The 23,470-nt window shown below is 71.8% G+C and carries 21 protein-coding genes; 12 read left to right on the top strand and 9 right to left on the bottom strand.

Annotated elements, in window-relative coordinates; translation table 11 throughout:
- The first annotated feature begins 1 nt into the window (after position 1).
- Positions 2-1,288 carry an Ig-like domain-containing protein gene (locus ACFVNO_RS06670; RefSeq protein WP_355265707.1) on the top strand — a complete coding sequence of 429 codons (1,287 nt, stop codon included), beginning with the start codon at positions 2-4 and terminating at the stop codon, positions 1,286-1,288.
- 6 nt (positions 1,289-1,294) lie between these two features.
- Here the strand turns inward: ACFVNO_RS06670 and ACFVNO_RS06665 are convergent, their stop codons facing one another.
- From ACFVNO_RS06665 to ACFVNO_RS06645, 5 genes are all read right to left on the bottom strand, one after another.
- Positions 1,295-2,419: a glycosyltransferase family 4 protein gene (locus ACFVNO_RS06665; RefSeq protein WP_378890042.1), complete on the bottom strand. Its 1,125-nt coding sequence runs from the start codon at positions 2,417-2,419 to the stop codon at positions 1,295-1,297.
- Between the two features lie 92 nt (positions 2,420-2,511).
- Entirely contained in the window at positions 2,512-3,525 is a 1,014-nt protein-coding gene (locus ACFVNO_RS06660; protein ID WP_355265701.1) for a C40 family peptidase, read from the bottom strand.
- Positions 3,526-3,815: 290 nt separating this feature from the next.
- Positions 3,816-4,817, bottom strand: a complete 1,002-nt coding sequence (locus tag ACFVNO_RS06655) for an NlpC/P60 family protein (RefSeq protein WP_220559894.1) — start codon at positions 4,815-4,817, stop codon at positions 3,816-3,818.
- Between the two features lie 274 nt (positions 4,818-5,091).
- The gene (locus ACFVNO_RS06650; protein ID WP_355265698.1) at positions 5,092-6,465 is read right to left on the bottom strand and encodes an NYN domain-containing protein; all 1,374 of its coding nucleotides are present in this window, start codon (positions 6,463-6,465) and stop codon (positions 5,092-5,094) included.
- A complete protein-coding gene (locus ACFVNO_RS06645) occupies positions 6,462-6,743 on the bottom strand; it encodes a hypothetical protein (RefSeq protein WP_220559896.1) in 282 nt (93 codons plus the stop codon). The genes ACFVNO_RS06650 and ACFVNO_RS06645 overlap by 4 nt, the downstream gene beginning before the upstream one ends.
- Positions 6,744-6,868: 125 nt before the next feature.
- On the opposite strand from ACFVNO_RS06645, the gene ACFVNO_RS06640 reads away from it, so the two are divergent.
- The 3 genes from ACFVNO_RS06640 to ACFVNO_RS06630 are packed head-to-tail and all read left to right on the top strand — an operon-like array spanning position 6,869 to position 9,666.
- Entirely contained in the window at positions 6,869-8,596 is a 1,728-nt protein-coding gene (locus ACFVNO_RS06640; RefSeq protein ID WP_355265994.1) for a DEDD exonuclease domain-containing protein, read from the top strand.
- The gene (locus tag ACFVNO_RS06635; protein ID WP_355265695.1) at positions 8,574-9,338 is read left to right on the top strand and encodes a rhomboid family intramembrane serine protease; all 765 of its coding nucleotides are present in this window, start codon (positions 8,574-8,576) and stop codon (positions 9,336-9,338) included. The genes ACFVNO_RS06640 and ACFVNO_RS06635 overlap by 23 nt, the downstream gene beginning before the upstream one ends.
- A gap of 52 nt (positions 9,339-9,390) precedes the next feature.
- Complete coding sequence (locus ACFVNO_RS06630; RefSeq protein WP_220559899.1) at positions 9,391-9,666, top strand: Lrp/AsnC family transcriptional regulator; 276 nt, start codon at positions 9,391-9,393, stop codon at positions 9,664-9,666.
- Between the two features lie 82 nt (positions 9,667-9,748).
- Here the strand turns inward: ACFVNO_RS06630 and trpD are convergent, their stop codons facing one another.
- Both trpD and ACFVNO_RS06620 read right to left on the bottom strand, forming a co-directional pair.
- Entirely contained in the window at positions 9,749-10,834 is a 1,086-nt protein-coding gene (gene trpD / locus ACFVNO_RS06625) for an anthranilate phosphoribosyltransferase (protein WP_355270020.1), read from the bottom strand.
- A 199-nt stretch (positions 10,835-11,033) separates the two neighbouring features.
- On the bottom strand, positions 11,034-11,471 hold the full coding sequence (locus tag ACFVNO_RS06620; protein ID WP_220559901.1) for a hypothetical protein: 438 nt from the start codon (positions 11,469-11,471) through the stop codon (positions 11,034-11,036).
- Between the two features lie 554 nt (positions 11,472-12,025).
- On the opposite strand from ACFVNO_RS06620, the gene ACFVNO_RS06615 reads away from it, so the two are divergent.
- The 4 genes from ACFVNO_RS06615 to ACFVNO_RS06600 all read left to right on the top strand — a co-directional run bounded on the left by ACFVNO_RS06615 (position 12,026) and on the right by ACFVNO_RS06600 (position 16,333).
- Positions 12,026-12,580, top strand: a complete 555-nt coding sequence (locus tag ACFVNO_RS06615) for a heme-copper oxidase subunit III (protein WP_355270022.1) — start codon at positions 12,026-12,028, stop codon at positions 12,578-12,580.
- Positions 12,581-12,675: 95 nt separating this feature from the next.
- Complete coding sequence (locus ACFVNO_RS06610) at positions 12,676-13,569, top strand: c-type cytochrome (protein ID WP_355270024.1); 894 nt, start codon at positions 12,676-12,678, stop codon at positions 13,567-13,569.
- Positions 13,562-14,677: a Rieske 2Fe-2S domain-containing protein gene (locus ACFVNO_RS06605; RefSeq protein ID WP_355270026.1), complete on the top strand. Its 1,116-nt coding sequence runs from the start codon at positions 13,562-13,564 to the stop codon at positions 14,675-14,677. The genes ACFVNO_RS06610 and ACFVNO_RS06605 overlap by 8 nt, the downstream gene beginning before the upstream one ends.
- Positions 14,678-14,680: 3 nt before the next feature.
- Positions 14,681-16,333, top strand: coding sequence for a cytochrome bc complex cytochrome b subunit (locus tag ACFVNO_RS06600; RefSeq protein WP_378890032.1), 1,653 nt, complete (start codon positions 14,681-14,683; stop codon positions 16,331-16,333).
- 661 nt (positions 16,334-16,994) lie between these two features.
- Here ACFVNO_RS06600 and ACFVNO_RS06595 read toward each other — a convergent pair.
- Complete coding sequence (locus ACFVNO_RS06595; protein WP_355270030.1) at positions 16,995-18,794, bottom strand: AMP-dependent synthetase/ligase; 1,800 nt, start codon at positions 18,792-18,794, stop codon at positions 16,995-16,997.
- A gap of 376 nt (positions 18,795-19,170) precedes the next feature.
- Between ACFVNO_RS06595 and ACFVNO_RS06590 the strand changes: the two genes are divergently transcribed.
- The gene (locus ACFVNO_RS06590; protein ID WP_355270032.1) at positions 19,171-19,572 is read left to right on the top strand and encodes a hypothetical protein; all 402 of its coding nucleotides are present in this window, start codon (positions 19,171-19,173) and stop codon (positions 19,570-19,572) included.
- A gap of 130 nt (positions 19,573-19,702) precedes the next feature.
- A complete protein-coding gene (locus ACFVNO_RS06585) occupies positions 19,703-20,644 on the top strand; it encodes an ROK family glucokinase (protein WP_220559909.1) in 942 nt (313 codons plus the stop codon).
- 69 nt (positions 20,645-20,713) lie between these two features.
- Here the strand turns inward: ACFVNO_RS06585 and ACFVNO_RS06580 are convergent, their stop codons facing one another.
- A complete protein-coding gene (locus tag ACFVNO_RS06580; RefSeq protein ID WP_355270034.1) occupies positions 20,714-21,535 on the bottom strand; it encodes a lysophospholipid acyltransferase family protein in 822 nt (273 codons plus the stop codon).
- Positions 21,536-21,809: 274 nt separating this feature from the next.
- On the opposite strand from ACFVNO_RS06580, the gene ACFVNO_RS06575 reads away from it, so the two are divergent.
- Both ACFVNO_RS06575 and ACFVNO_RS06570 read left to right on the top strand, forming a co-directional pair.
- Positions 21,810-22,613, top strand: a complete 804-nt coding sequence (locus ACFVNO_RS06575; protein ID WP_355270036.1) for an alpha/beta fold hydrolase — start codon at positions 21,810-21,812, stop codon at positions 22,611-22,613.
- Positions 22,610-23,467 carry a hypothetical protein gene (locus ACFVNO_RS06570; protein WP_355270038.1) on the top strand — a complete coding sequence of 286 codons (858 nt, stop codon included), beginning with the start codon at positions 22,610-22,612 and terminating at the stop codon, positions 23,465-23,467. Before ACFVNO_RS06575 ends, ACFVNO_RS06570 begins: the two co-directional genes overlap by 4 nt.
- Positions 23,468-23,470 lie beyond the last annotated feature (3 nt).

Here is a 23,470-nt window from a genome sequence, read left to right as displayed (position 1 = left end):
CATGAACCGACGAGTCCGGCTCGCGGGGCGCCTGGCCACCGGCACCGTCGCGGTGGCCCTGGCGGCCGCGGCCTGCACGGCCGCAGAAGAGGAGCCGAAGGAGGCGCCCGGCCCGCGGATCTCCATCAGCCCGGCCCCGGGGGAGTCCGGGATCGCGCCCAACACACCGGTGCGGGTGTCCGTGGAGGGCGGCGTCCTCACCGACGTCACCGTCGAACAGGTCGACCGGGAGCAGTGGGCCGCGGCGGAGGCGGGGCGGACGGACGGGCGGGGCCCCGCGCGGGCGCCGGTCACCGGCACGCTCTCGGAGGACGGCTCGGCCTGGGTCAGCGACTGGAACCTGGCCCCCGGCGGGGTCGTCTCCGTCTACGCCACCGCCCGGGACGCCGGCGGCGAGCGCACCGAGGTCGTCTCCACGTTCGGCACCCACGCGGTGGCCGGGGAGGACCGCCTGGCCGAGCCCTTCGTGCTGCCGCAGGACGGGCAGACCGTCGGGGTGGGCATGCCCGTCGTCGTCACCTTCGAGGAGCCCGTGGAGAACCGCGAGCAGGTCGAGAACTCCATGCACGTGACCTCGGAGGAGGCCACCGAGGGGGCCTGGAACTGGCCGAACGAGACCACCGCGGTGTTCCGGCCGAAGAAGTACTGGGAACCGCACCAGAAGGTCACCGTCGACCTGCGGCTGACCGGTGTGGAGGCCTCCGAGGGGGTGTTCGGCACCGAGGACCGGCGCATCGGGTTCGAGGTGGGCCGCGAGCTCATCGCCACCATGCACGTCCCCGAGCACCGGATGCACGTGGAGGTGGACGGGGAGCGCGTCCGCTCCATCCCGGTCAGCAACGGCAAGGGGGAGCGGCACTTCAACACCACCACGTCCGGGATCCACGTCCTGATGGAGAAGTACAGCAGGCTGGTGATGGACTCGGCGACCGTCGGCATCCCGGCGGGCTCGCCCGGCTACTACCGGGTCGAGGCCGACTGGGCGGTGCGCACCTCCAACAGCGGCGAGTTCACCCACGCCGCGCCCTGGAACGGGAGCATCGGCTACGCGAACCGGTCCAACGGCTGCACCAACATGTCGGTCTCCGACGCCCGCTGGTTCCACGACAACACCCTGATGGGCGACGTGCTGGAGACCACCGGCACCGCGCGGGAGCTGGAGTGGGACAACGGTTGGGGGTTCTACCAGCGCTCCTGGGAGGAGTGGCTGGAGCACAGCGAGACGGGCGAGCCGCAGGCGACCGACTCCGACAGCCCGCCCGGCGGCGTCCACGGAGAGGGCCTGTGAGGGTCCCTAGGCCGTCAGAAGACCTGTGAGGCGTGCGCGGGCGCGGTCCCAGGACCACTCCCGCTCCACCCACTCCCGGCCGCGTGCGCCCATCCGGGCGGCGCGGTCGGGGTCGCGCAGGAGCCGGACGAGCGCCCGGGCGGCGGGACCGGGGAGGGAGCCGTCGACGACGTGCCCGGTCTCCCCGGGCAGGACCGCGTCCGGGGCGCCCCCGGAGTCGCCCGCCACCACCGGCAGCCCGGTGGCCGACGCCTCCAGGTAGACGATCCCCAGGCCCTCCACGTCCAGGCCGCCCCGCCGGGTGCGGCAGGGCATCGCGAACACGTCCCCGGCGTCGTAGTGGGCGGGCAGCTCCGCGGCGGGGACCGGGCCGGTGAACACCACCGAGTCCAGGCCGGCGGCCGCCGACCGCAGCCGCCCCGCGTAGGGGCCGTCGCCGACGATCAGCAGCGCCGCATCGGGCACGTCGGCCAGCACCCGGGGCCAGGCGCGCAGCAGCGTGTCCTGGCCCTTGCGGGGCACCAGCCGGGAGACGCACACCACGACCGGGCGGCCGCCCAGCCCGTGCCGCCCGCGGATCCGCTCCCCGCCCGCGCCGGGGTGGAACCGGCCGGTGTCCACCCCCGGCGCGACCCGCCGCATCCGTGCCGCGGCGGGGGCGGACAGGGCGCGGGCCAGGCGCCGCCGGGAGTACTCGCCCAGGTAGGTGACGGTGTCGGTGGTGTCGCCGATGCGGCGCAGCGCCTCGCGCGCCCCCGGCACCAGCGCCCACCCCGTCTCGTGCCCGTGGGTCAGCGCCACCTGGCGGCCCACGGCCTCCCGCAGGGGACCGGCGGCCAGCCCCAGCGGTGCCGCCGCCCCGTACAGCACCGAGTCGCAGTCCTCCAGCCGGGCGATGGCGGCCGCCCGCCGCACCACCCGGGGCGAGGGGAGCAGCACCTTCGCGGCGTCGCGCACGACGGGGAACGGCAGCCGCAGGTCGAAGCCGGGGTCGGCGGCGCCGTCCGCGGCGGAGGGGGAGGACGTGTACACGACGACGTCGGGCAGGCGCAGCGCCACCTCGTGGACGAAGGCCTCGATGCCCCCGGCCCGGGGCGGGAAGTCGTTGGTGATGATCAGCGTTCGCGGCACGCCACGAGCGTAGCGGCCCCCGCGGCACGGAGCCCCGCACCGAAATGCCGGTGCGGGGCCCGAAGGAGCGGAGCGGGTCCGCAGGGCGCGCCCTACGGGCGGACGGCCGCGACGAAGTTGGACCGGTAGTAGTCGTTGAGGGCGACCTCGCCGATGGGCTTGCCCGAGGTCGAGGCGTGCACCATCATGCCGTTGCCCGCGTACAGGCCCACGTGGCTCGGGCTGGAGCCGTAGAAGAACAGCAGGTCGCCGGGCTGCTTGTTCTCCCAGGAGACGCGCTGGCCCGCGTTGACCTGGTCGTAGGTGGTGCGCGGCAGGCTCACGCCCGCCTGCGCCCAGGCGGCCTGGGTCAGGCCGGAGCAGTCGTAGCCGTTGGGGCCGGTGCCGCCCCACACGTAGGGCTTGCCGATCTGGGCGTAGGCGAAGTCCAGGGCGACCCGGGCGTTGCCCGAGGCCGGGCCGGTGTAGCTGGAGCCGCCCCCGCCGGAGCCCCCGGTGGAGCCGCCGGTGTTGGCGGTGTTGGAGGTGGCCGCGGCCCGCTCCTCCTCGGTCAGCTCGCCGAGCAGGGCCTCCTGCTCCTCCATCTTCTCCTCGGCCTCCTCGGTGGCCTCCTCGGCCTCCTTGAGGGCCTCGGCGGCCTCCTCCTCGGTCTCCTCGGCCTCGGCCTCCAGCGTCTCCAGCTCCTCCAGCTCCTCGAGGTACTGGTCGAGGCTGGCGTTGTGCTGCTCGGAGAGGTAGGTCAGGTCGGCCTGGTGGAACATCGCCTCCTCGGGGGCGCCCGAGCCGATCAGCTGGGTGGGGGAGGTGAAGTCCGTGCCGGTGTAGGCGAGGTTGGCCAGGGTGCGCACGCCGCGGCCCAGCTTCTCCACCCGCTCCTGGGCCTCCTCGAGGTCCTCCCGGATGTCCTCGAGCTTCTCCTCGGCGACCTCGTGGTCCTCCTTCGCCTCGTTGTAGGTCGCGTTGAGCTCGGCGAACTCCTCTTCGAGGCGTTCGATCTCCTCGCGGACCTCATCGGCGGTCGGCTCGGCGTACGCGACCGACGCGGGCAGCAGGAACGCTCCGCAGGACAGGACGGCAACGACCGATATGCGGCGCGATACGGACACGGTGGGAAACACCTTCCTCAAGGGAGGCGCCGACCGGAACAGGGGCTTCCGGGGTGCGGTGCGGGGGACCGGACCGGCGCGGTGAAGGGGCCGAAAGACGTTCGGCGTTGAACACTAGTGCATCCCCGGGGCGCTCTCAACCTTTTCGTGATGTTCAGAACCATGGCCGGATATGGCCGAAAAGGGGGCGTAAGAAACCGTGGCGAGAGCGGACACGACGGCCCTCCGCCCGGGAACGCCGCGAGGCCGCCCCCGTGGAAGGGGGCGGCCTCGGCGGGACCGGGAGTGCGTCAGGGGCGCACGGCGAACTCGAACACGCCGCCCCAGTAGGCGGCCAGACCGACCACCTCGATGTTGCGGCCGGTGCGCGGGGCGTGCACCATCTGCCCGCCGCCCGCGTACAGGCCGTTGTGGCTCAGTCCGGTGAAGAACATGATGTCGCCCGGCTGCAGGGCGTTGATGTCGTAGATGCGGTTGCCCACCTCGGCCTGCGAGTACGTGGTCCGGGGCAGGTCCACGCCGCCGGCGCGCCAGGAGGCCTGCACCAGGCCGGAGCAGTCGTAGCCGTTGGGGCCGGTGCCGCCGTAGATGTAGGGCTTGCCGATCTGGGCGTAGGCGAAGTCCAGCGCGGCGCCCGCGCTGCCCGAGGCGCCGCCCGTGTAGGACTGGCCGCCGGAGTCGTTCGCGCCCTCGGTGGAGGCGTCGGCGTCGGGGAACTCGGCGAGCAGCTCCTCCTGCGCCTCGATCTTCTCCTCCACCTCCTTCTTGGCCTCCTCGGCCTCCTCCAGCGCCTCCTCGGCCTCCTTCAGGGCCTCCTCGGACTCGTCCTTGAGGGAGAACAGGCGCTCGGCGGACTCGCCGAACTCGTCCAGCTGGGTCTGGTGGGTCTCGGAGAGGTAGGTGAGGTCGGCGTTCTGCTCCAGCAGCCCCTCGGGGCCGTCGGAGGTCAGGATGTTGGTGATCGAGTCCAGGTCGCCGGACTGGTAGGTCGCGTTGGCGAGCTTCTGGACCTTCTCCTTGAGGGCCTCGTAGTTCTCCTGCTCGTCCCCGACCTGCTCCTCGAGTTCCTCGTACCGGGCCTCGGCGACCTCGTGGTCCTCCTTGGCCTGGTTGTACTCCTCGACCGCGGTGGAGGCCTCCTCGTTGAGGCGCTCGATCTCCTCCTCGACCTCTTCGCGGGTGGGGTCCGCGTGGGCGGTGCCGGGGACGAGGAGGGAGCTTGCGACGACCGCTCCGATTCCGGTCGAGGCAGCGATGCGGCGAGCCGTACGCCGACCACCGGTGTTCTTCATGGCGGGCCACGCTCCTTGGGGTGTGAGAAGTCCGCACGGGGGTGCTGGGGAGAACACGTACAAGGGGAGCACCCGCGTCCGGGACGCGGGCACCGGGCGTGAGTGTGCGGGACCCACCGGGGACACACGGGTGGTGTTCTATCCGGTAGAGCACTCACGTTCCCGGTAGAACCTAGCGGACCGTACGGCACGGCTCAACCACACGGTCGAACACATGGCGAGGATCTCAAGGGGGCACGGAAGCGGGTGCGGTGCCCCGGGCACCGCACCCGCGTCAGCCGTGCGACTCCAACCTGCGCAGGAAGATGGGCGAGGAGATCGCCCGCGCCCCGGCCCGGCGCACCGCGCCCACGATCTCCCGGTCGGAGGTGACCACGGCGATCGGCCGCCCGGGCGGCTCGGCCCGCACCAGGCGCACGATCAGCTCGTCCGCCGTCTCCCCGGGCGCGCTGAACAGCAGCCGCACCCGGCGGGTCTGGGCCACCGCCGGCGGGGCGTCCACGTCGGCCCCGTCGAAGACGCAGGTGATCTCCGCCTTGGTGCGGCTGGCCAGCCCCTCCAGGGAGGACAGCAGCCGGGTGCGCTGGTCGGCCAGGGGCAGGGTCCCGTAGCCGGTCTTGGTGACGTTGTAGCCGTCCACCAGCAGGTGCACGCGCGGCACCGTCAGCAGGTGTTCGAGCAGGCCGGGGTCGTCGTCGGGCAGCCCGCCCAGCGACACCCGGCGGCGCTCGTCCGCCTCGGCCGCCACCAGGTCTGCGGGGGAGTCCACCGCGGCCGGCAGCGCGAGCTCGCGCCGCAGCCCGTGGGAGGCGTCGACCAGCACGTCCAGCAGCACACGCAGCCGCGCCTCGTCGGCGTTGCGGCCCGCCCGCACGGCCCGCCGCGCGTTCTCCACCTGCGCCTCCGCCGCCGACAGCCGGGACTTCAGCCGCCGGTTCTCCGACTCCAGGGCGCCGACCCGGCCGGTGGCCTCCGCGGCGCGCTCGTCGGCCTGGAGCGCCGCCTGCTCGGCGCGGGCCGCCGCCTCCCGGGCGCGGCGGCGCTCGGTGTGCACCTTCTGGCGCAGCTCCGAGATCTCGGCCTTGTGCTCCTTGAGCTGGGCGCGCAGCCGGTCCGTCTCGACCCGGTGCTCCTCGCGGGCCTGGGCCAGACGACGGTTCACCTCCTCCAGGGCCTCGGCGGCCTCGTCGGCCTCCTTGGCCCCGGCCTCGCGGTCCAGTTCGCGGTGGACGCCCTCGACGATGTCGGCCCACCCCGGCGGCCGCAGCAGGTACGCACAGGCCCCCACCGCCACGGGGTCGGCTGCCGGGGGCACCACGCCCGAGCGCAGCCCCTCGGCCAGCTCGGGCCACACCTGCTCGACCCGCTCGGCCACCAGGGACCGGAACTCCGGGTCGGTCTCCAGCTGCGCGGCGATCTGCGGTCCGGCCAGCCGGGCCCGGCGGCGCGGCTCGAACTTGGCCACCCGCCGCAGCGGGGCGGGCAGGTCGGCGGCGCGCATGCCGCCCAGCACGTCGGACCCGTAGTCGATGACCCGGGAGCGCACGGCCTCGGGCAGGGGGCGCAGCAGCCGCTCCCCGTCCTCCCCGCGGCCGTGCGCGGGGGCCGCCCCGTTCCCGGAGTCGCCGGCCTCCGGGCGGGTGCTCATGCCCGACCCGTCGGGCTCTCCGCCGAAGTGTCGGAGACCGACCGGTCGGCGTCGGGGCGGGCGATGGTCTCGATGCGGTCCGTGGCCCCGCACCAGCGGCACTTCACCTGCTCGATCGTCTCGGACAGCACGGTGCGCTCCTCCACCCGCCCCTCACCGGACAGGTCCAGGTGCACGAAGTCCTGGGAGCGGACCGTGCGCGTCACATCGAACCGCGTGAGGTTGCCGCATCCGGTGCACCGCCACCGCTCATTGTCACCCGGCATCGCGATCCCCACGGTTCCTCCTCTTGATCGGGTAAGTGCGGGACTTACGTCCCAACACCCACATCTTTCCACGTCGGGTGGCCCGGACCGGAGGGCGGCCGTGTTCGGTCGTCGCCTCCGATTACCCTGACCGGGTGATTCGACGGTCCGCGGCGCCCACGGGCGTGCAACTCGACATCGGCGACATCGGCACTCCGCTGGGCGCCGTGTCCTTCGTCGTGCTGGACCTGGAGACGACCGGCACCAGCGCCACGAACTCCCGGATCACCGAGATCGGCGCGGTACGGGTGCGCGGCGGACGGGTGGAGGAGGAGTTCACCACACTGGTGGACCCCGGTGTGCTCATCCCCGCCGAGATCACCCTGCTGACCGGCATCACCCAGTCCATGGTGGCCACCGCGCCGCCCCTGGAGGAGGTGCTGCCCCGGGTGCTGGACCTCCTCACCGCGCAGGAGCACACCGCCCTGGTCGCCCACAACGCCCCCTTCGACGTCGGGTTCCTCAAGGCGGCCTGCGAGCGCCACGGCGCGGCCTGGCCGGACCCGCCGGTGGTGGACACCCTGCGCCTGGCCCGCGCCGTCCTGCCCCAGGGGCAGACCCGCAACCACCGGCTGGGCACCCTGGCGGCGTTCTTCGGCTCACCGGTCACCCCCAACCACCGGGCCCTGGACGACGCCCGCGCCACCGTCGCCGTCCTCACCGGGCTCATCGACCGCCTCACCCCGCTGGGGGTGGGCAGCCTGGAGGAGCTGCGCGCGGTCACCAAACCGCCCACCAAGGCCCAGCGCGCCAAGCGGCACCTGGCCGAGGGGCTGCCCGAGCGCCCCGGGGTGTACGTGTTCACCGACGCGCGCGGCGCCGACCTGTACGTGGGCAAGAGCAACAACCTGCGCCGCCGGGTCGCCTCCTACTTCACCGCCGCCGAGAACCGCCAGCGCATCCGGGAGATGGCCGGGGTGGTGGCGGGCGTCACCCCCATCGTGTGCGCCACCGACCTGGAGGCGTCGGTGCGCGAGCTGCGCATCATCGCCGAGCGCAAACCCCCCTACAACCGGCGCTCGCGCAACCCCGAACGGGTCCGCTGGGTCACCCTGACCGCCGAGCCCTACCCCCGCCTGTCGGTGGTGACCACCGTCAAGGACGACGGCGCCCCCTACATCGGCCCCTACGCGTCGGCCCAGGAGGCCGAGCGGGCCAAGGAGGCGCTGCTGCACGCCCTGCCGCTGCGCCAGTGCACGCACCGGCTCACCCCCGGCGGCACCGGCGGGGTCGTCCCCTGCGTGCTCGCCCAGATGGGCCGCTGCGGCGCGCCCTGCGACGGCACCGAGCCCCTGGACGCCTACCTGGAGCACGCCGCGGCCGCCCGCACCGCCATGACCGGCGACCCCGGCGCCGTCGTGGCCGCCCACACCGAGCGCATCGCCGAACTCTCCGCCGACCTGCGCTACGAGGAGGCCGCGGCGCTGCGGGACCGGCTCGCCGCGTTCCTGCGCGGCGCCCGCCGCGCCCAGCGCATGGCCGCCCTCGCCGCCGTCCCCCACCTGGTCGCGACCCGGCGCGGCCCCACCGGGTGGGACACCTGCGTGGTCCGCCACGGGCGGCTGGCCGCCAGCGCCGTGCTGGAGCCCGGCACCGACCCCGCGGCGTTCCTGCGCGCCCTGGCCGCCACCGCCGAGACCGTCGAGCCGGCCGTCCCCCCGCAGTCCGCCGCCCTGCCCGGCGAGACCGAGCTGATCCTGGCCTGGCTGGACGACCCCGCGACGCGCCTGGTGGAGATCGACGGGGAGTGGACATGCCCGCTGCGGTCGGCCGAGGCGCACACGGAGATGACACACTGGGCGCATGGCCGCGCTACCGCTCAATGACGACCACCCGGTCCGCCGCACCCCCGTCGTCGCCTACCTGCTGATCGCGGCCAACGTGCTGGCCTACCTGATGTCGCCGCAGGCGACCACGGCGGTCTGGTACCCGGCCGACATGGTCGAGCGCTTCTGCTCGATCCAGGACTACTTCATGCGCTGGGGCGCGGTCCCCGCCGAGATGTTCGGGCACACCGACCTGGCCGACCCGGTCGTCCCCCAGTGCGGGAGGATCGAGGGCAAACAGGTGTGGCTGTCGGTGTTCGCCTCCATGTTCGTCCACTCCGGCGCCGCCCACCTGGTGGGCAACATGGTCTACCTGTTCGTGTTCGGGCCGGTGGTGGAGGACCGGATCGGGCGGCTGCGGTTCCTGGCGCTGTACGTGGTCACCGGCCTGGCCGCCGCCTACGGCTTCGCCCTGGGCGACCCGCAGGGCATGATCCCCATGGTCGGCGCCTCCGGCGCGATCTCCGGGGTGCTCGGCGCCTACCTGGTCGTGCAGTTCCGCAGCCGGGTCACCACCCTGGTGTTCGGGGTGGTCCCCATGCGCCTGCCCGGGTGGGCGCTGGTGGGCAGCTACTTCGTCCTTCAGTATCTTCTCTACGTCACCACATCGAACGCCCCCGGTGCGGGCTCCGGCGTCGCCTACGCGGCGCACGTGTACGGATTCGTGGCCGGGGTGGTCGCGGGATGGGTGGTCTACCGGCTGCGATGGCGCTCCGGGACGCGGCTCTCCGACGTCTACTAGCCGTGCGCGGCCCCGGGACCTCCGCCCGCGCCGACACCGCCCAGGAGGCACAGTGATCACCGCGATCGTCATGATCAAGGCCGACGTCCACCGCATCCCCGAGGTCGCCGAGGCCATCGCCGAGATCGACGGGGTGAGCGAGGTCTACTCGGTCACCGGCGGGGTCGACCTCATCGCCATGGTGCGGGTCCGCCGCCACGAGGACCTCGCCGAGGTCATCCCCGGGCGGGTCAACAAGGTGCCCGGCGTGCTCTCCTCCGACACCCACATCTCCTTCCAGACCTACTCCAAGCACGACCTGGAGTCCGCGTTCGCCATCGGCTGGTAGCCGCACGCGAAGGGGCGGGCGCCGCGCGGCGCCCGCCCCTTCGCGCTCTCCGGCGGATCCACCGGGATCCGCCGGACGCGCCCTAGAGGTCCTTGGCCAGCTCCTGGCTGGTCTCCACCCAGGTCGCCAGGGTCCGCTCGGCGGCACCGCCGTCGATCGCGGCCTCCGCCCGCTCGTACCCGTCGCGCACCGCGTCCACCAGCGGCCCCTCGACCCCGTCGACGGCGGCCAGCGCCGCGCCGGCGTTCAGCAGGACCGCGTCGCGCACCGGGCCGGGGCGGCCCGCCACCAGGTCGCGCACCGCGCGGGCGTTGAACTCCACGTCGCCGCCGCGCAGCGCGTCCGGCGCGGACCGGGGGATGCCCAGGTCGGCCGGGTCCAGCGTCTCGCGCCGGGCCGCCCCGTCGCGCACCACCCACACCGTGGAGGTGGTCGTGGTGGTCAGCTCGTCCAGGCCGTCGTCGCCGCGGAACACCAGCGCCGACGCGCCCCGCCCGGCGAACACCCCGGCCATCACCTCGCACATGCGCTCGTCGAACACGCCGATGGCGGCCGCCGTCGTCTGCGCCGGGTTGGTGAGCGGGCCCAGGAAGTTGAACACCGTCGGCACCGCCAGCTCGCGGCGCGGCTTGGCGGTGAACCGGAACGAGGGGTGGAAGACCGGGGCGAAGCAGAACGCGATGCCCGCCTCCTGCGCCACCCGCACGGTCAGCTCCGGCGGCAGGTCCAGGACCACGCCCAACCGCTCCAGCACGTCCGCCGTCCCGCAGGAGGAGGACGCGGCGCGGTTGCCGTGCTTGACCACGCGGGCCCCGGCCGCCGCGGCGACGATCGCCGCCATCGTCGACACGTTCACGGTGTGCGCCCGGTCGCCGCCGGTGCCGACGATGTCCAGGGTGGGGCCGGGCACCTCGATGCGGACGGCGTTGTCGAGCATGCCCCGGGCCAGGCCGGTCACCTCCGACACGCTCTCGCCCTTGGCGCGCAGCGCGATCGCGAAGCCCGCGATCTGCGCGTCGGTCGCCGAGCCCGACATGATCTCGTTCATCGCCCACGCCGTGTCGGCGGAGCTGAGGGTGGTCCCGCCCAGCAGGGCGGTGATGAGGTTGGCCCAGGTCCGCTCGGTGACGGCGGAGTTCTCTCGGGGCTCGGCGGCGGGGACGTTCATTTCGACTCCAGGGTGACAAGGGCGTGGGGCCGCACGGGCGCGGCGCGGTCACGACCGCGCCGCGGCCCTTCTCAGTGCAGCGGGGGACGGGGGAGGGCACCGCCACGCCATCGCCCGGTGTCGGCGCCGTGGTTCAGGGCACCGCCCACCGCGCGGCGACGGCGCATGCTCCCCTCGCCGTTGTCACTCGTCACGGAGGTCACCCGCTGAGCGCGGTGAGCCGGCGGCGCATCAGCTCCGCCAGCGAGCCGGCCAGCGCGACCGGGTCGATCGGGTGGCTGACCACCTGCTCCGCCTGCGACCAGGTCGCCAGCCAGCCGTCGTCGCGGCGGCCCACCAGCAGCAGCACCGGCGGGCACCGGTAGATCTCGTCCTTGACCTGGCGGCACAGGCCCATGCCGCCGACGGGGGCGGCCTCGCCGTCGAAGATCGCCACGTCGATGCGCTCGGAGGGGTCGGTCTCCTCCAGCTTGCGCAGCACCATCGGCGCCGTGGCGCACTCGACGAGCTCCACCCTGGGCACGTCCGCGGCCGGTCGGCGGCCGATCGCCAGGCGCACCTGCTCGCGGGTGTCGGCCTTGTCGCTGTAGACCAGCACGCGCATCCGGGCACCCGTGTCCGTACCGCTGTCCACCATCGCGCAACCGTCCCATCGCTTCGGACCAGGGCCGCCGCCGTGGGGGGTGCGGCCGAGGCGTTCGTAGGCTGTGTGCCTCTGACTCTATTGCCTTGGGGTCCCGGTGCCCAGGAGTTCCGGATCCGCCGGTGCGGGGCTGAGACCTTCGACACCACAGGATGCCAGTACCTCCCCGGGGTGCGCTAACCGGCCTCGCGCCGGGCGTTGTGCAACGGTGACCGTTTCGTTGTCCCGCCGTTGGACGAAGGGGATTGAAGGGGCATCCAGGGGGGTACGGAACGCCTTCGGTGCCCGAGGATCGCGTTCGGGGCCGGGCGCGGGCGCGTCGGAGGGCCGCCGGGACGGGCCGAGGCGGTACAGTAACGCCCGAGTCACGGTGAAACCCCTGCCCCGAGGCCGCGAGACGGTCGATACCGGTACCGATCCGCCTCCTTACGGGGGGTCGAGTACGGACCTTCGCGAGATGCCGTAATAATGCTCCCGTGGCGACAGCAACCGCGAAACCAAAAACAGCACCGACACCAGCCCATGGTGCGGCAAAGCGTCCTGACCTGGTGAGCGTTGGCACCATCGTGTGGTTGGCCAACGAGCTCATGTTCTTCGCTGCGCTGTTCGCGATGTACTTCACCATCCGATCGGTGATCAACGGCAACCCCGACCTGGGGGCCTGGCCCGACACGCACCTCAACGTGCCGTGGGCCTCGACGATCACCGTGGTCCTCGTGGCTTCCAGCTTCACCGCTCAGGCAGGCGTCTGGGCCGCCGAGCGCGGTGACGTGAAGAAGCTGCGCATGTGGTTCTTCCTCACGTTCTTCATGGGCCTGTTCTTCGTTCTGGGGCAGGCGTACGAGTACTACGAACTCATCGCGCACGAGGGCCTCACCCTGCAGTCCAGCCCCTACGGGTCGATGTTCTACCTGACCACGGGCTTCCACGGACTCCACGTCATCGGTGGTCTGATCGCGTTCCTCATCATGCTGGGACGTACGTACGCAGCGAAGCGCTTCACTCACCAGCAGGCGACCAGTGCGATCGTCGTGTCCTACTACTGGCACTTCGTCGACGTGGTCTGGATCGCTTTGTTCTTCACCATCTACTTCATCCAGTAACCCGAAACGGGGAAACCGTGAAATGGATTACCGCGCGGCGACGGCATCCCCTTGCGGGGTATGTCGTCGTCATCCTCGCGCTAGCCCTGTTCGGGGTGGGGTACGCCGCAGTGGCGCCCACCTCCGACCAGGCGCAGGCGCAGACCCTCGCCGCTGACGCCCCGTCCCCCGAGGACGTGGACGTCGCCGAGGGCAAGACCATCTTCGACCAGACCTGCGCCTCGTGCCACGGCCTGGACGGTTCGGGCGGCGAGTTCGGCCCGGACCTGCGCGACGTTGGTCCCGCGGCGATCGACTTCCAGGTCAGCACCGGCCGCATGCCGTCCATGAACCCGGACGCGCAGATGCCGCGCAAGCCGATGGTCATGACCGAGCAGGAACTGGCCAACCTGATCGCCTACTACAACGAGTCGATCCGCAACGGCGACAACGGCGCCGAGGTCCCGTACGACGTTCCCGACGTCGCCCCGGACTTCGCCGACTTCGAGCCGCTCCGCAGCGACTTCGACAGCGATGAGGCCTACCACGAGGCCGTCGAGGAGGCCGAGGCCGAGTACCAGGCGGCCCTCGAGGAGTACGAGGCCGAGTACGACGACTACATCTCCGGTGCCGATGACACCGAGATGGGCATGCGCCTGTACCTGACCAACTGCGCCCACTGCCACGGCTGGTCCGGCGGCGGCGGCGCGCTCACCGACGGCCGGTGGGCGCCCGAGATCCACGACTCGACTCCGCGTGAGATCTACGAGGCCATGGTCAGCGGCCCCGGCGCCATGCCGATGTTCAGCGACGGCGTCCTCGCGCCGGAGGAGAAGCAGGAGCTCATCTCCTACGTCAAGACCCTCCAGGCCGAACCGAACGCCGGTGGCATTTTCGACCTCCAGCGGGTCGGCCAGGTCGCCGAAGGCCTGATCGGGTGGGTCGTCGGGCTCGCCCTGATCGTCGCCTGCGCGATCTGGATCACCGCGAAGCAGCGTGCCCATGACTGAGAACAACACCAACAACAACGGTGACGAGACGCCCGAGCGCGTCGTCGGCACCCCCACGGACGACAAGCCCGTCGTGACCGACGGCCCCCGTCCGGAGGAAGAGCACGCCGGCCCGTACCCGGCGTCGGAGACCCACTTCAGCTCCGAGGAGGAGCAGCGGGCCGGAGAGAGGGTCGCCTCCCTCTGGTTCGTCCTCGCCTTCCTGGGCGGGATGGGGTTCCTGGTCTCCTACTTCCTGTTCACCCCCGGCGAGATCGCCGACCCGCAGCTGGGCCAGTACTCGAACATGCTCCTGGGCGGCACGCTCACCCTCGCCATGTTCGGCGTCGGCGCGGGCATGACGGTGTGGGCCCGCAAGGTCATGCCGCACTACGAGGTCTCCTCGCCCTACGACGAGCTGCCCTCCAGCGACCAGGAGAAGGGGTCCTTCAGCGACTTCTTCATGCGGGGCGCCGACGAGAGCGGGTTCACCAAGCGCCCGCTCATGCGCCGCACCCTCATCCTGGCGATGGTGCCGCTGGGCCTGGCCCCGCTCGTGCTGCTGCGCGACACCGGCCCGCTGCCCGGCGACAAGCTGAAGAACACGCCGTGGGAGAACGGCCGCCGCATGTACGTCGAGGGCACGCACCGCTACGTGCGCGCCGAGGACTTCGAGAACGACCCGTACGGGATGATCTCCGCCCTCCCCGCCGTCGACGACGACCACTACCCGCACGGGATCAGCCTCAACGACTCCGCCAAGTCCGTCATCCTGCTCATCAAGATGCCGGCCGAGGACTGGAAGCCGAGCATGGAGGACGAGATCGAGGTCGACGGGGAGGTGGCCCCGCGTCTGAATTGGACGCACAATGGGATCATCGCCTACTCGAAGATCTGCACCCACGTGGGCTGCCCGGCCGCGCTGTACGAGCGCACGACGCACCGCATCCTGTGCCCGTGCCACCAGTCCACGTTCGACGCGTCGGACGCCGCCAAGGTCGTCTTCGGCCCGGCCCACCGGCCGCTGCCGCAGCTTCCCATCGGCGTCGACGATGAGGGCTACCTCATCGCGCGGGGCGACTTCACCGAGCCGCCCGGTCCGACGTTCTGGGATTACGCGAAGGACTAGTCGATGAGCAAGACCACCCAAGCACCCAAGGCGCTGCGCGGCGTCGGCAACTTCATCGACGACCGCTTCCACGTCGCCAAGATGGGCGAGAAGAACCTGCGCAAGGTCTTCCCGAACCACTGGTCGTTCATGCTGGGCGAGATCGCGCTGTACTCGTTCATCATCCTGCTCGTCACCGGTGTCTTCCTCACGCTCTGGTTCAAGCCGAGCATGATCGAGGTCGTCTACGACGGGCCCTACGAGCGCCTCAACGGCGTCGTCATGTCGGAGGCGTACGCCTCGACGCTGCACATCGACTTCGCGGTGCGCGGCGGGTTCCTGGTCCGCCAGATCCACCACTGGGCCGCGCTGATCTTCGTGGCCTCGCTCGTCGTGCACATGCTCCGCGTGTTCTTCACCGGGGCGTTCCGCAAGCCGCGCGAGATCAACTGGATCATCGGCGTCGTGATCTTCACCCTGGCGATGCTCGAGGGCCTCTTCGGCTACTCGCTGCCGGACGACCTGCCCTCGGGCATGGGCGTCCGCATCCTCCAGGGCGTGATGCTGGCGCTGCCGCTGGTCGGCACGTACATCTCGATGTTCCTGTTCGGCGGGGAGTTCCCCGGCGAGGACATCATCACGCGCCTGTACATGCTGCACGTGCTGGCGATCCCGGCGCTCCTGCTGGGGCTCATCGTCGCGCACTTCATGATCCTGTGGCACCAGAAGCACACCCAGTACCCTGGACCGGGGCGTACGGATAAGACCGTGGTGGGAACCCCGATGTTCCCCGGCTTCGCGGTCAAGGCCGGCGGGTTCTTCTTCTTCACCTTCGCGGTGATCGCGGGTCTGAGCGCGTTCGTGCAGATCAACCCGATCCACCTGTTCGGGCCCTTCACCCCGACGTCCATCACCTCCGGGCTCCAGCCCGACTGGTACATGGGCTTCATGGAGGGTTCGCTGCGCATCTTCCCGAACTGGTTCGACTTCCAGATCTTCGGCTACGCCGTTCCCATCGGCGTGCTGGTGCCCGGACTCGTCATCCCGGGCATCATCTTCGGCGGTCTGGGCGCCTGGCCGTTCCTGGAGCAGTGGATCACCGGCGACAAGCGGGCGCACAACGTGGCCGACCGGCCGCGCAACGCCCCGGTCCGCACCGCCGTGGGCGCCGCGGGCATCACGTTCTACGGGATCCTGTGGCTCGCCGGGTCGAACGACATCATCTCGGAGACGTTCTCGATCAGCCTGTACGTGACCACGTACATCTTCCGTGTACTGGCCATCGTCGGGCCGATCATCGCCTTCATCGTCGCCAAGCGCATCTGCCTGGGCCTGCAGCGCCGTGACCGGGACAGCCTGGAGCACGGGTACGAGAGCGGCATCATCCAGCAGCTGCCCAGCGGTGAGTTCATCGAGGTGCACAAGCGCAACTCGGAGGAGACCACGGAGATCCTGGCCAGCAAGCCGGAGATCACCTCCACGGCCCTCACCGAGCCCGAGACCGACGACAAGGGCGTCAAGAACCCCGCGTCGCGCAAGGCCAAGGGCCGCCTCCGCCGCGCCCTCGCAGAGTGGTACACCAAGGACAACGTGTCCCTGGACGGGGTGGAGCCGCACAGCGGCCACCACCTCCACCACTCCGACGAGGTCGTGAAGGAGCACGCTTCCCACCACTGACCGAGGTGAAGCCCCACAGGGACCCGGCCGACGGCCGGGTCCCTGCGTTTTCGGGGGGTGCCCGCCCGGGGCCCTCAGGGGGCTGTTGCCGGGCCTCCGCTGTAGGGGCCCACGGGGGCGGTCGATGGGCACCGTGGGGCCCGCACCTCGACCGGACGGGCGACCCCATGCCCTTTCAACGCTGTGGTGGGTGACGGGTGGGTCTGTCGGGGGCCGAGCCACTACCGGAGGGCGAATCATCTCCTTCGACCCCAGGGGGTCGGGGTGGACACACCCTCCGTCCCGGACACACGGGGGTGAGGGCCGCGCGTACCTGCGGGCCCCGGCCGTAGGGGGTCGTCCACCCGACCGGGAACCTGAGCCACAGCCGGAAGGCGAACCGCTACCCCCGCCGCAGGGGGTTTCCCACCCGTCCGGGGCCCTTGGCCACCGCCGGAGGGCGTCGCGGGGCCTCCGCCCCCGGGTGTGCGCGCCGCCAGGGCGCCCGCTGTCTCGGGCCGGGGAGGCGGTCCTCCCTCCGGTCGTGGCTCGGCCCCCGATCGCCCCGCCCCCGGCCGCGGGTGGGGCCGGTGGGATCGGTGTCCGGTATGTCGGGGGTTTCGGCGGGCCCGAAAAAACCGGTCCCCCTCGAAGAGGAGGACCGGCCGGTGAAGGGTGGAGATCAGCCCGCGTAGATCTCCTCGATCTCCTTGCTCCACTCCTTGTTCACCACGTGGCGCTTGACCTTCAGGGAGGCGGTCATCTGGCCGCTCTCCTCGGTGAAGTCGCTGGGCAGGATCTTGAACTTCTTGATCGCCTCGGCCTTGGACACCGCCTGGTTGGCGTGGTCGACCGCCTCCTGGATGGCCGCGACCAGGTCCGGGTCCTCGGTGAGCTCCGGGATGCCGCCGGTCTTCTTGTTGGCGGCCTTCCACTGCTCGAAGGACTCGGGGTCGATCGTCACCAGCGCGGCGATGAACTTGCGGTTGTCGCCGACCACCATGCACTGGCTGACCAGGGCGTGGGCGCGGATGCGGTCCTCGAGCACCGCCGGGGCGACGTTCTTGCCGCCCGCGGTGACGATGATCTCCTTCTTGCGCCCCGTGATGCTGAGGAAGCCGTCGTCGTCCAGCGATCCCAGGTCGCCGGTCCGGTAGAAGCCGTCCTCGGTGAACGCCTCCTGGGAGGCCTTCTCGTTGTTCCAGTAGCCCACCATGATGTGGTCGCCCTTGAGGAGGATCTCCCCGTCCTCGGCGATGCGGATGGTGGTGCCCGGCATCGGCTGGCCGACGGTGCCGATCTTGTTGAACTCCGGGCTGTTCACGGAGGTCGGGGCGGTGGTCTCGGTGAGGCCGTAGCCCTCGATGATGGTGAACCCGATGCCGCGGAAGAAGTGGCCCAGCCGCGCGCCCAGCGCGGAGCCGCCGGAGACCGCGTACTCGGCGTTGCCGCCCAGCGCCGCCAGGAGCTTGCCGTAGACCAGCTTGGCGAACAGGGCGTGCTTGAGCTTGAGCGTGAGGGGGATGCGCCCGGTGGCCAGCGCCTGGCTGTAGGCGATGGCGGTGTCGGCGGCCGCGGCGAAGATCTTGCCCTTGCCCTCGGCCGTGGCCTTCTGCTCGGCCTTGGTGTACACCTTCTCGAACACGCGCGGCACGGCCAGCAGGAAGGTCGGCTTGAACACCGAGAACTGCTCGATGAGGTCGGGCCCGGTGGAGGGGTAGTGGCCCAGGGTGGCCTTGGCCTCGATGACCATCACCTGCACGAAGCGGGCGAACACGTGCGCCAGCGGCAGGAAGAGCAGGGTGGAGGGGTTCTCCCGGCCGCGCAGGACCTGCTTGGCGGGGCCCTCGAGGGCGCTGTGCGCGATGAAGAGGAAGTTCCGGTGCGTCAGCTGGCAGCCCTTGGGGCGCCCGGTGGTGCCGGAGGTGTAGATGAGGGTGGCGAGGTCGTCGGCCTTGACCGCGGTACGGCGCTCCTCCAGGTCCTCGTCGGAGACCCCGGACCCGGTGTCGCGCAGCTCGGCGAACTCGGGGCCGTCGAAGCGCCAGATCTCCTTGAGCTCGGGGGCCTTGTCGCGGACGGAGGTGATGCGCTCCGCGTGGGCCTGGCTCTCGACGAACACGGCCTTGGCGGCCGAGTCGGAGAGGATCCACTCGATCTGCTCGGCGGAGGAGGTCTCGTAGATGGGGACGGTGACGGCGCCGACGGACCAGATCGCGTAGTCGACGACGGTCCACTCGTAACGGGTGCGCGACAGCAGGGCGACGCGGTCGCCGTGCCCGATGCCGGCGTTGATCAGGGCCTTGGCGTAGGCGGCGATGTCGCCGTGCAGCTCCGCGACGGTGACGTCGCGCCACTGGCCGGACTCCTGCTGGCGGGCGGCGACGGCGCTCGGCTCACCGGCCGCGCGCGCGTAGAGCGTGTCGGTCAGCCGCGCGTCATCGGAGATCTCGGCTTTCGCGGGAGAGCTGTATTCGCGCACGTGATGCTCCTGGACGTGTACGGGTTCTGGATGTTCAAGGACGTGACGACCGTAACAACACCATGCTACTCGTGAGTAGAACGGGTTGCCGTTCGGTATCCAACAGTGATCCCCCGTTGGGCGGGTCGTATGTACGCGGGTGCGGCCTGTGACGTCCGGTGAGCGTGCAGGTCAGGAACCCGTTACGCACGCGAACTATACGCTCGGGTCGTGCTTTGCGCACATCAGTGATCGTTCGCGTCGTGTGTCCGTTTCGTTTCTCGGTGTGGAACATCGGGGCTCCCCTGATCCTTCCCTGATCCCTCCCGGGGCACCCGGCGCGGCGTCCCCTGGGCGGTTAACGTGAAGCGAGAACCGGCCTGTCGAGGAGGACCTGATGGCGGAGAACACCGGCGACATCATCGATGACGCCCTGAGGATCGTTGACGGCCTGCAGCGCAGACTGCTGATCGCCGGGGTCAAGCGCGGTGTCGGCGCGGTCACCTCCCCGCCGCCCAAGGGCGACGTGTGGGAGGAGGCCATCCGCCTGGAGACCGAGCCCGAGCCGCGCCCCCTCGTGGAGGAGGTCCTGGGCATCGTGCGGGAGTCGGCCCCGGAGATCGCCGGGCACCTGGGGCGCGCGGGCCTGGGCATGGTGGGCGCGCTGGGGAGGACGCTGGGGGCGCTGGAGCGCTCCCTGGAGCGCGAGCGGCGCGCCTCCGAGCACGCCCCGGACACCTCCGCGCCCTGGCGCGCCGAGGAGCGCCCCGAGGGGGAGGGGCGCCAGGTCACCTCGTAGCACAGCCGGGGTGTCCACAGCGGTCCGAGCCTGGTTTAATCGAATGGTTTACACCATTTGAAAAGACCCATGCCATGGGCCTGGCTACTTATGTCAGAGTTCGGGCGTAAGTGAGAAGGAGCCGCCCCTCATGCTGACCATCGGAGTGGACATCGGCGGGACCAAGGTCGCCGCCGGGGTGGTCGACCACGACGGGCGGATCCTGGACCGCGTCAAGTACCCCACCCCCGCCAACGACCCCCGCGGGCTGGCCGACGTCGTCGCCAAGGCCGTGGACGAGCTGCGCGGCCGCCACGGCGAGGTCCAGGCCGTCGGGGTCGGCGTGGCCGGGTTCGTCGACGAGGACCGCGCCACCGTGCAGGTCGCCGTCAACCTGGGCCTGCGCGACGACCCCCTCAAGGAGCGCGTCCAGGAGAGGGCGGGCCTCCCCGTCGTCATCGAGAACGACGCCAACGCCGCGGCCTGGGCCGAGGCCCGCTTCGGGGCGGGCCGGGGCAGCGACCACCTCGTCTGCGTCACCCTGGGCACCGGCATCGGCGGCGGCCTGGTCATGGGCGGCCGGCTGCACCGCGGGCGCTTCGGCGTGGCGGCCGAGGTCGGCCACTACCGGGTCGTCCCGCACGGACGCCGCTGCGCCTGCGGCAACCACGGCTGCTGGGAGCAGTACGCGAGCGGCCGCGCCCTGGTCGCGGCCGGCCAGGACCTGGCCCGGACCGACCCGGCGGCCGGCCGGCGGATGCTGGAGCTGGCGGGCGGCGTCGTGGAGCACATCGAGGGCCACGTGATCACCGAGGCGGCCGGCGAGGGCGACGAGGGCGCGCTCTCCTGCTTCCGCACCATCGGCGAGTGGGCCGGCGTGGGACTGGCCGACCTGGCGGCCATCCTGGACCCGGAGTGCTTCGTGCTGGGCGGGGGCGTGTCCGACGCCGGGGAGTTCATCCTGGAGCCCATCCGCGACTCCTACGCCCGCCACGTCTCCGGGCGCCCGGGCCGCCGACTGGCCGAGGTGCGCCTGGCGGAGCTGGGCGGCGAGGCGGGCATCGTCGGCGCGGGCGACCTGGCCCGCCACTGACCCCGCGAGGATACCGACCCGCAGGAACGGCGAAGGCCCCGGTGCGCGCACCGGGGCCTTCGCCGTGGCCTATTCGGCGGGGGAGTCCCCGGCGGCCTTCGCGGCCTTCTTCTCCGCCCGGCGGGCCCGGCGCTCCTCCTTGCGGCGCGCCTTCTCGGCCCGGCGGCGCTCCCTGCTGTCGGCGCTCTGCTCCTTGCGGGCCTCGCGCGCCTCCTCCTCGAGCTCGGCCTTGACCGCCTGCGCGTAGCGGTCCACGTACTCCTGGCCGGACAGCTCCATGAGCGCGTACATGATCTCGTCGGTGACGGCGCGCAGGACCCGCTGGTCCTTCTCCATGCCGTAGTACCGCGAGAAGTCCAGGGCCTTGCCGAACTTCACCACCGGGCGGATGCCCAGCTTGGGGACGGTGCGCCCGGGGGGCATGATCTTGTCGGCGTTGATCATCGCCATCGGCACCACCGGGACCCGCGCCTCCAGCGCGATGCGCGCCACGCCGGTGCGGCCCCGGTACAGGCGGCCGTCGGGGGAGCGGGTGCCCTCGGGGTAGATGCCCAGCAGGTCGCCGCGCTTGAGCACCTTCAGCCCGGTGCGCAGCGCCGCCTCGCTGGCCTTGCCGCCGGAGCGGTCGATGGGGATCTGTCCCACGCCGGAGAAGAACGCCCGGCTGGCCAGCCCCTTGACCCCGGTCCCTGTGAAGTACTCCGCCTTGGCCAGGAACGTGATCTTGCGCGGCAGCGGCAGCGGCCCGAAGAAATGGTCGGAGAACGACAGGTGGTTGCCCACCATGAGGGCGGGCCCGCGGCGCGGCACGTTCTCCACGCCCTCGGCGCGGGGCTGCCACAGCACGGCCAGGATCGGCCCCAGGATCGCCTTGACCACCCAGTAGAACATCTCTTCGGATCACCCCTGCACACGCGGGGAGCTCCGGGCAGGGTCTGCCGCGATCCGCTGTCCCGCTCGGCCAGCACTGCGATGAGGATACTCAGTTCGTGCCACGTGATGCGCGACACCCCTCTTTGGGGACGAGAGCGGAACATGGGTGCCCACCCATGACAAACGGTCCGCGGAACGGTTAGCCTCACGCCTGTGAAGCCGGGGTGACCACCGCGGCACCGTCGTCCTGTCACGCGCGCCGCGGCGCCGTACGCATCCCTGGGGGAAGTCCGTGAGACCGACCGAAGACACCGCGCTGATCCCCGGGGCGGAGCCCTTCAGCCACCACGGCTCCGATGTGGGCGTCCTGCTGTGCCACGGGTTCACCGGCTCCCCCCGCTCCATGCGCCCCTGGGCCGACCACCTGGCCGCGGCGGGCCTGAGCGTGGAGCTGCCCCTGCTGCCGGGCCACGGCACCGTCTGGACCGACATGGCCCTCACCACCGGCGACGACTGGTACGCCGAGGTCGAACGGGCGCTGCTGGAGCTGTCCTCGCGCTGCTCCGAGGTCTTCGTCATGGGCCTGTCCATGGGCGGCGCCCTCTCCCTGCGCCTGGCCCAGGAGCACCCGGACCTGGTGCGCGGCCTGGTCCTGGTCAACCCCTCGCTGGCGGTCGAGGACCCGCGGCTGCCGCTCATCGCGCCGTTCCGCACCCTGGCGGCCAGGTTCCTGCCCTACACCCCCGGCCTGGAGAGCGACATCGCCAAGGACGACGTCGGCGCCGGTGAGGGGGGCTACGACCGGGTCCCCACCGCGGCCGCCGCGACACTCCCGAAGCTGTGGCGCGCGGTTCAGGAGGGCATGTCCGGTTTGCGCGCGCCGATTCTGGCCTACCGGAGTCCCCAGGACCACGTTGTCGGACCGCGCAGTCTGCGTATCCTCGCTAGGAGAGCGGTCAACACCCGGCTGACGATCCACCTGCTCCACGACAGCTACCACGTGGCGACCCTCGACCATGACGCCGCCGACATCTTCGACGGAAGCCTCGCCTTCGTGCGGGCCCACGCCAGAAGCGGGGAAGGAGCCGACCGATGACGCAACGTCGGGGTAACGGCCTGCTCGCCGACGCCTACGTGCCCCTGATCCTGCTCGCGCCCACGCACGCCGACCTGATGCTGGAGGCGCTGCGGCGCAGCGGTATCGCGGCCTACGCGGTGCCGCTGGCGGAGGACGTCCTGGAGCCCCCCGGGGGCGACGGGGACGACCCGCCCACCGACCACCTGTACGTGGACGCAGAGGAGCGCGTCGCGGCCGAGCGGGTCCTGGGCACCGAACTGCCGGAACTGGGGGTGCGCGCGGTCCCCGAGGCCGAGGAGCGCCGCGAGGAGGCCGACGCCGACGACCAGGAGGCCGCCGTCGGCGGGGACCTGCTGGACGGCCCGCCCGGGAACGTCGACCCGGACGCCCCTCCGGCGCGCTCCGCCGACGAGGACGCGGTGTGGAACGACCTCGTCGCCCGCTTCTACGACGACGACGCTCCGCCCTCCCGCGGCGCCCGGTGGCCCGACGCCGAGAACGCCGGTCCCCCCGCGCCCCGCGGGAGGACGGAGACGCCGACGCCGGGGGACATCCTCGCCGGCGACCCCGACGACCAGGACGACGACGAGGAGGCGCTGCGCCGCGCCGAGGACGAGCTGGAGGGCCACTACGAGCCGCCGCCCCCGCCGCCGCTGCTCCAGGGCGACCGGCTGGGCATCGCGGCCTGGTTCGGCCTGCTGGGCGGACCGGTCCTGGTGTTCGGCGCGGCCTTCCTGGGGCTGACCCTGCCCAACTGGCTGATGTTCATGGCGGTGGTGGCGTTCCTGGCCGGGTTCGTCATCCTCATCCTGCGCATGACCGACGGCAGGCCGCCGGGTGACAACGGCCCCGACAACGGGGCGGTGGTCTGAGCC

This window comes from Nocardiopsis sp. NPDC057823 (genome assembly GCF_042797335.1).
Classification (GTDB): domain Bacteria; phylum Actinomycetota; class Actinomycetes; order Streptosporangiales; family Streptosporangiaceae; genus Nocardiopsis; species Nocardiopsis changdeensis.
Note: the sequence above shows the minus strand (reverse complement) of the source record. Positions and strands in the feature narration are given on the sequence as shown.

Bases quoted from the DNA above. Each gene is read 5' to 3' on its own strand.
- ACFVNO_RS06655 (WP_220559894.1), bottom strand. From the start codon at position 4,817: ATGAAGAACACCGGTGGTCGGCGTACGGCTCGCCGCATCGCTGCCTCG.
- ACFVNO_RS06650 (WP_355265698.1), bottom strand. From the start codon at position 6,465: ATGAGCACCCGCCCGGAGGCCGGCGACTCCGGGAACGGGGCGGCCCCC.
- ACFVNO_RS06620 (WP_220559901.1), bottom strand. From the start codon at position 11,471: ATGGTGGACAGCGGTACGGACACGGGTGCCCGGATGCGCGTGCTGGTC.
- ACFVNO_RS06585 (WP_220559909.1), top strand. From the start codon at position 19,703: ATGCTGACCATCGGAGTGGACATCGGCGGGACCAAGGTCGCCGCCGGG.
- ACFVNO_RS06670 (WP_355265707.1), top strand. From the start codon at position 2: ATGAACCGACGAGTCCGGCTCGCGGGGCGCCTGGCCACCGGCACCGTC.
- ACFVNO_RS06600 (WP_378890032.1), top strand. From the start codon at position 14,681: ATGAGCAAGACCACCCAAGCACCCAAGGCGCTGCGCGGCGTCGGCAAC.
- ACFVNO_RS06570 (WP_355270038.1), top strand. From the start codon at position 22,610: ATGACGCAACGTCGGGGTAACGGCCTGCTCGCCGACGCCTACGTGCCC.
- ACFVNO_RS06635 (WP_355265695.1), top strand. From the start codon at position 8,574: ATGGCCGCGCTACCGCTCAATGACGACCACCCGGTCCGCCGCACCCCC.
- trpD (WP_355270020.1), bottom strand. From the start codon at position 10,834: ATGAACGTCCCCGCCGCCGAGCCCCGAGAGAACTCCGCCGTCACCGAG.
- ACFVNO_RS06580 (WP_355270034.1), bottom strand. From the start codon at position 21,535: ATGTTCTACTGGGTGGTCAAGGCGATCCTGGGGCCGATCCTGGCCGTG.
- ACFVNO_RS06590 (WP_355270032.1), top strand. From the start codon at position 19,171: ATGGCGGAGAACACCGGCGACATCATCGATGACGCCCTGAGGATCGTT.
- ACFVNO_RS06605 (WP_355270026.1), top strand. From the start codon at position 13,562: ATGACTGAGAACAACACCAACAACAACGGTGACGAGACGCCCGAGCGC.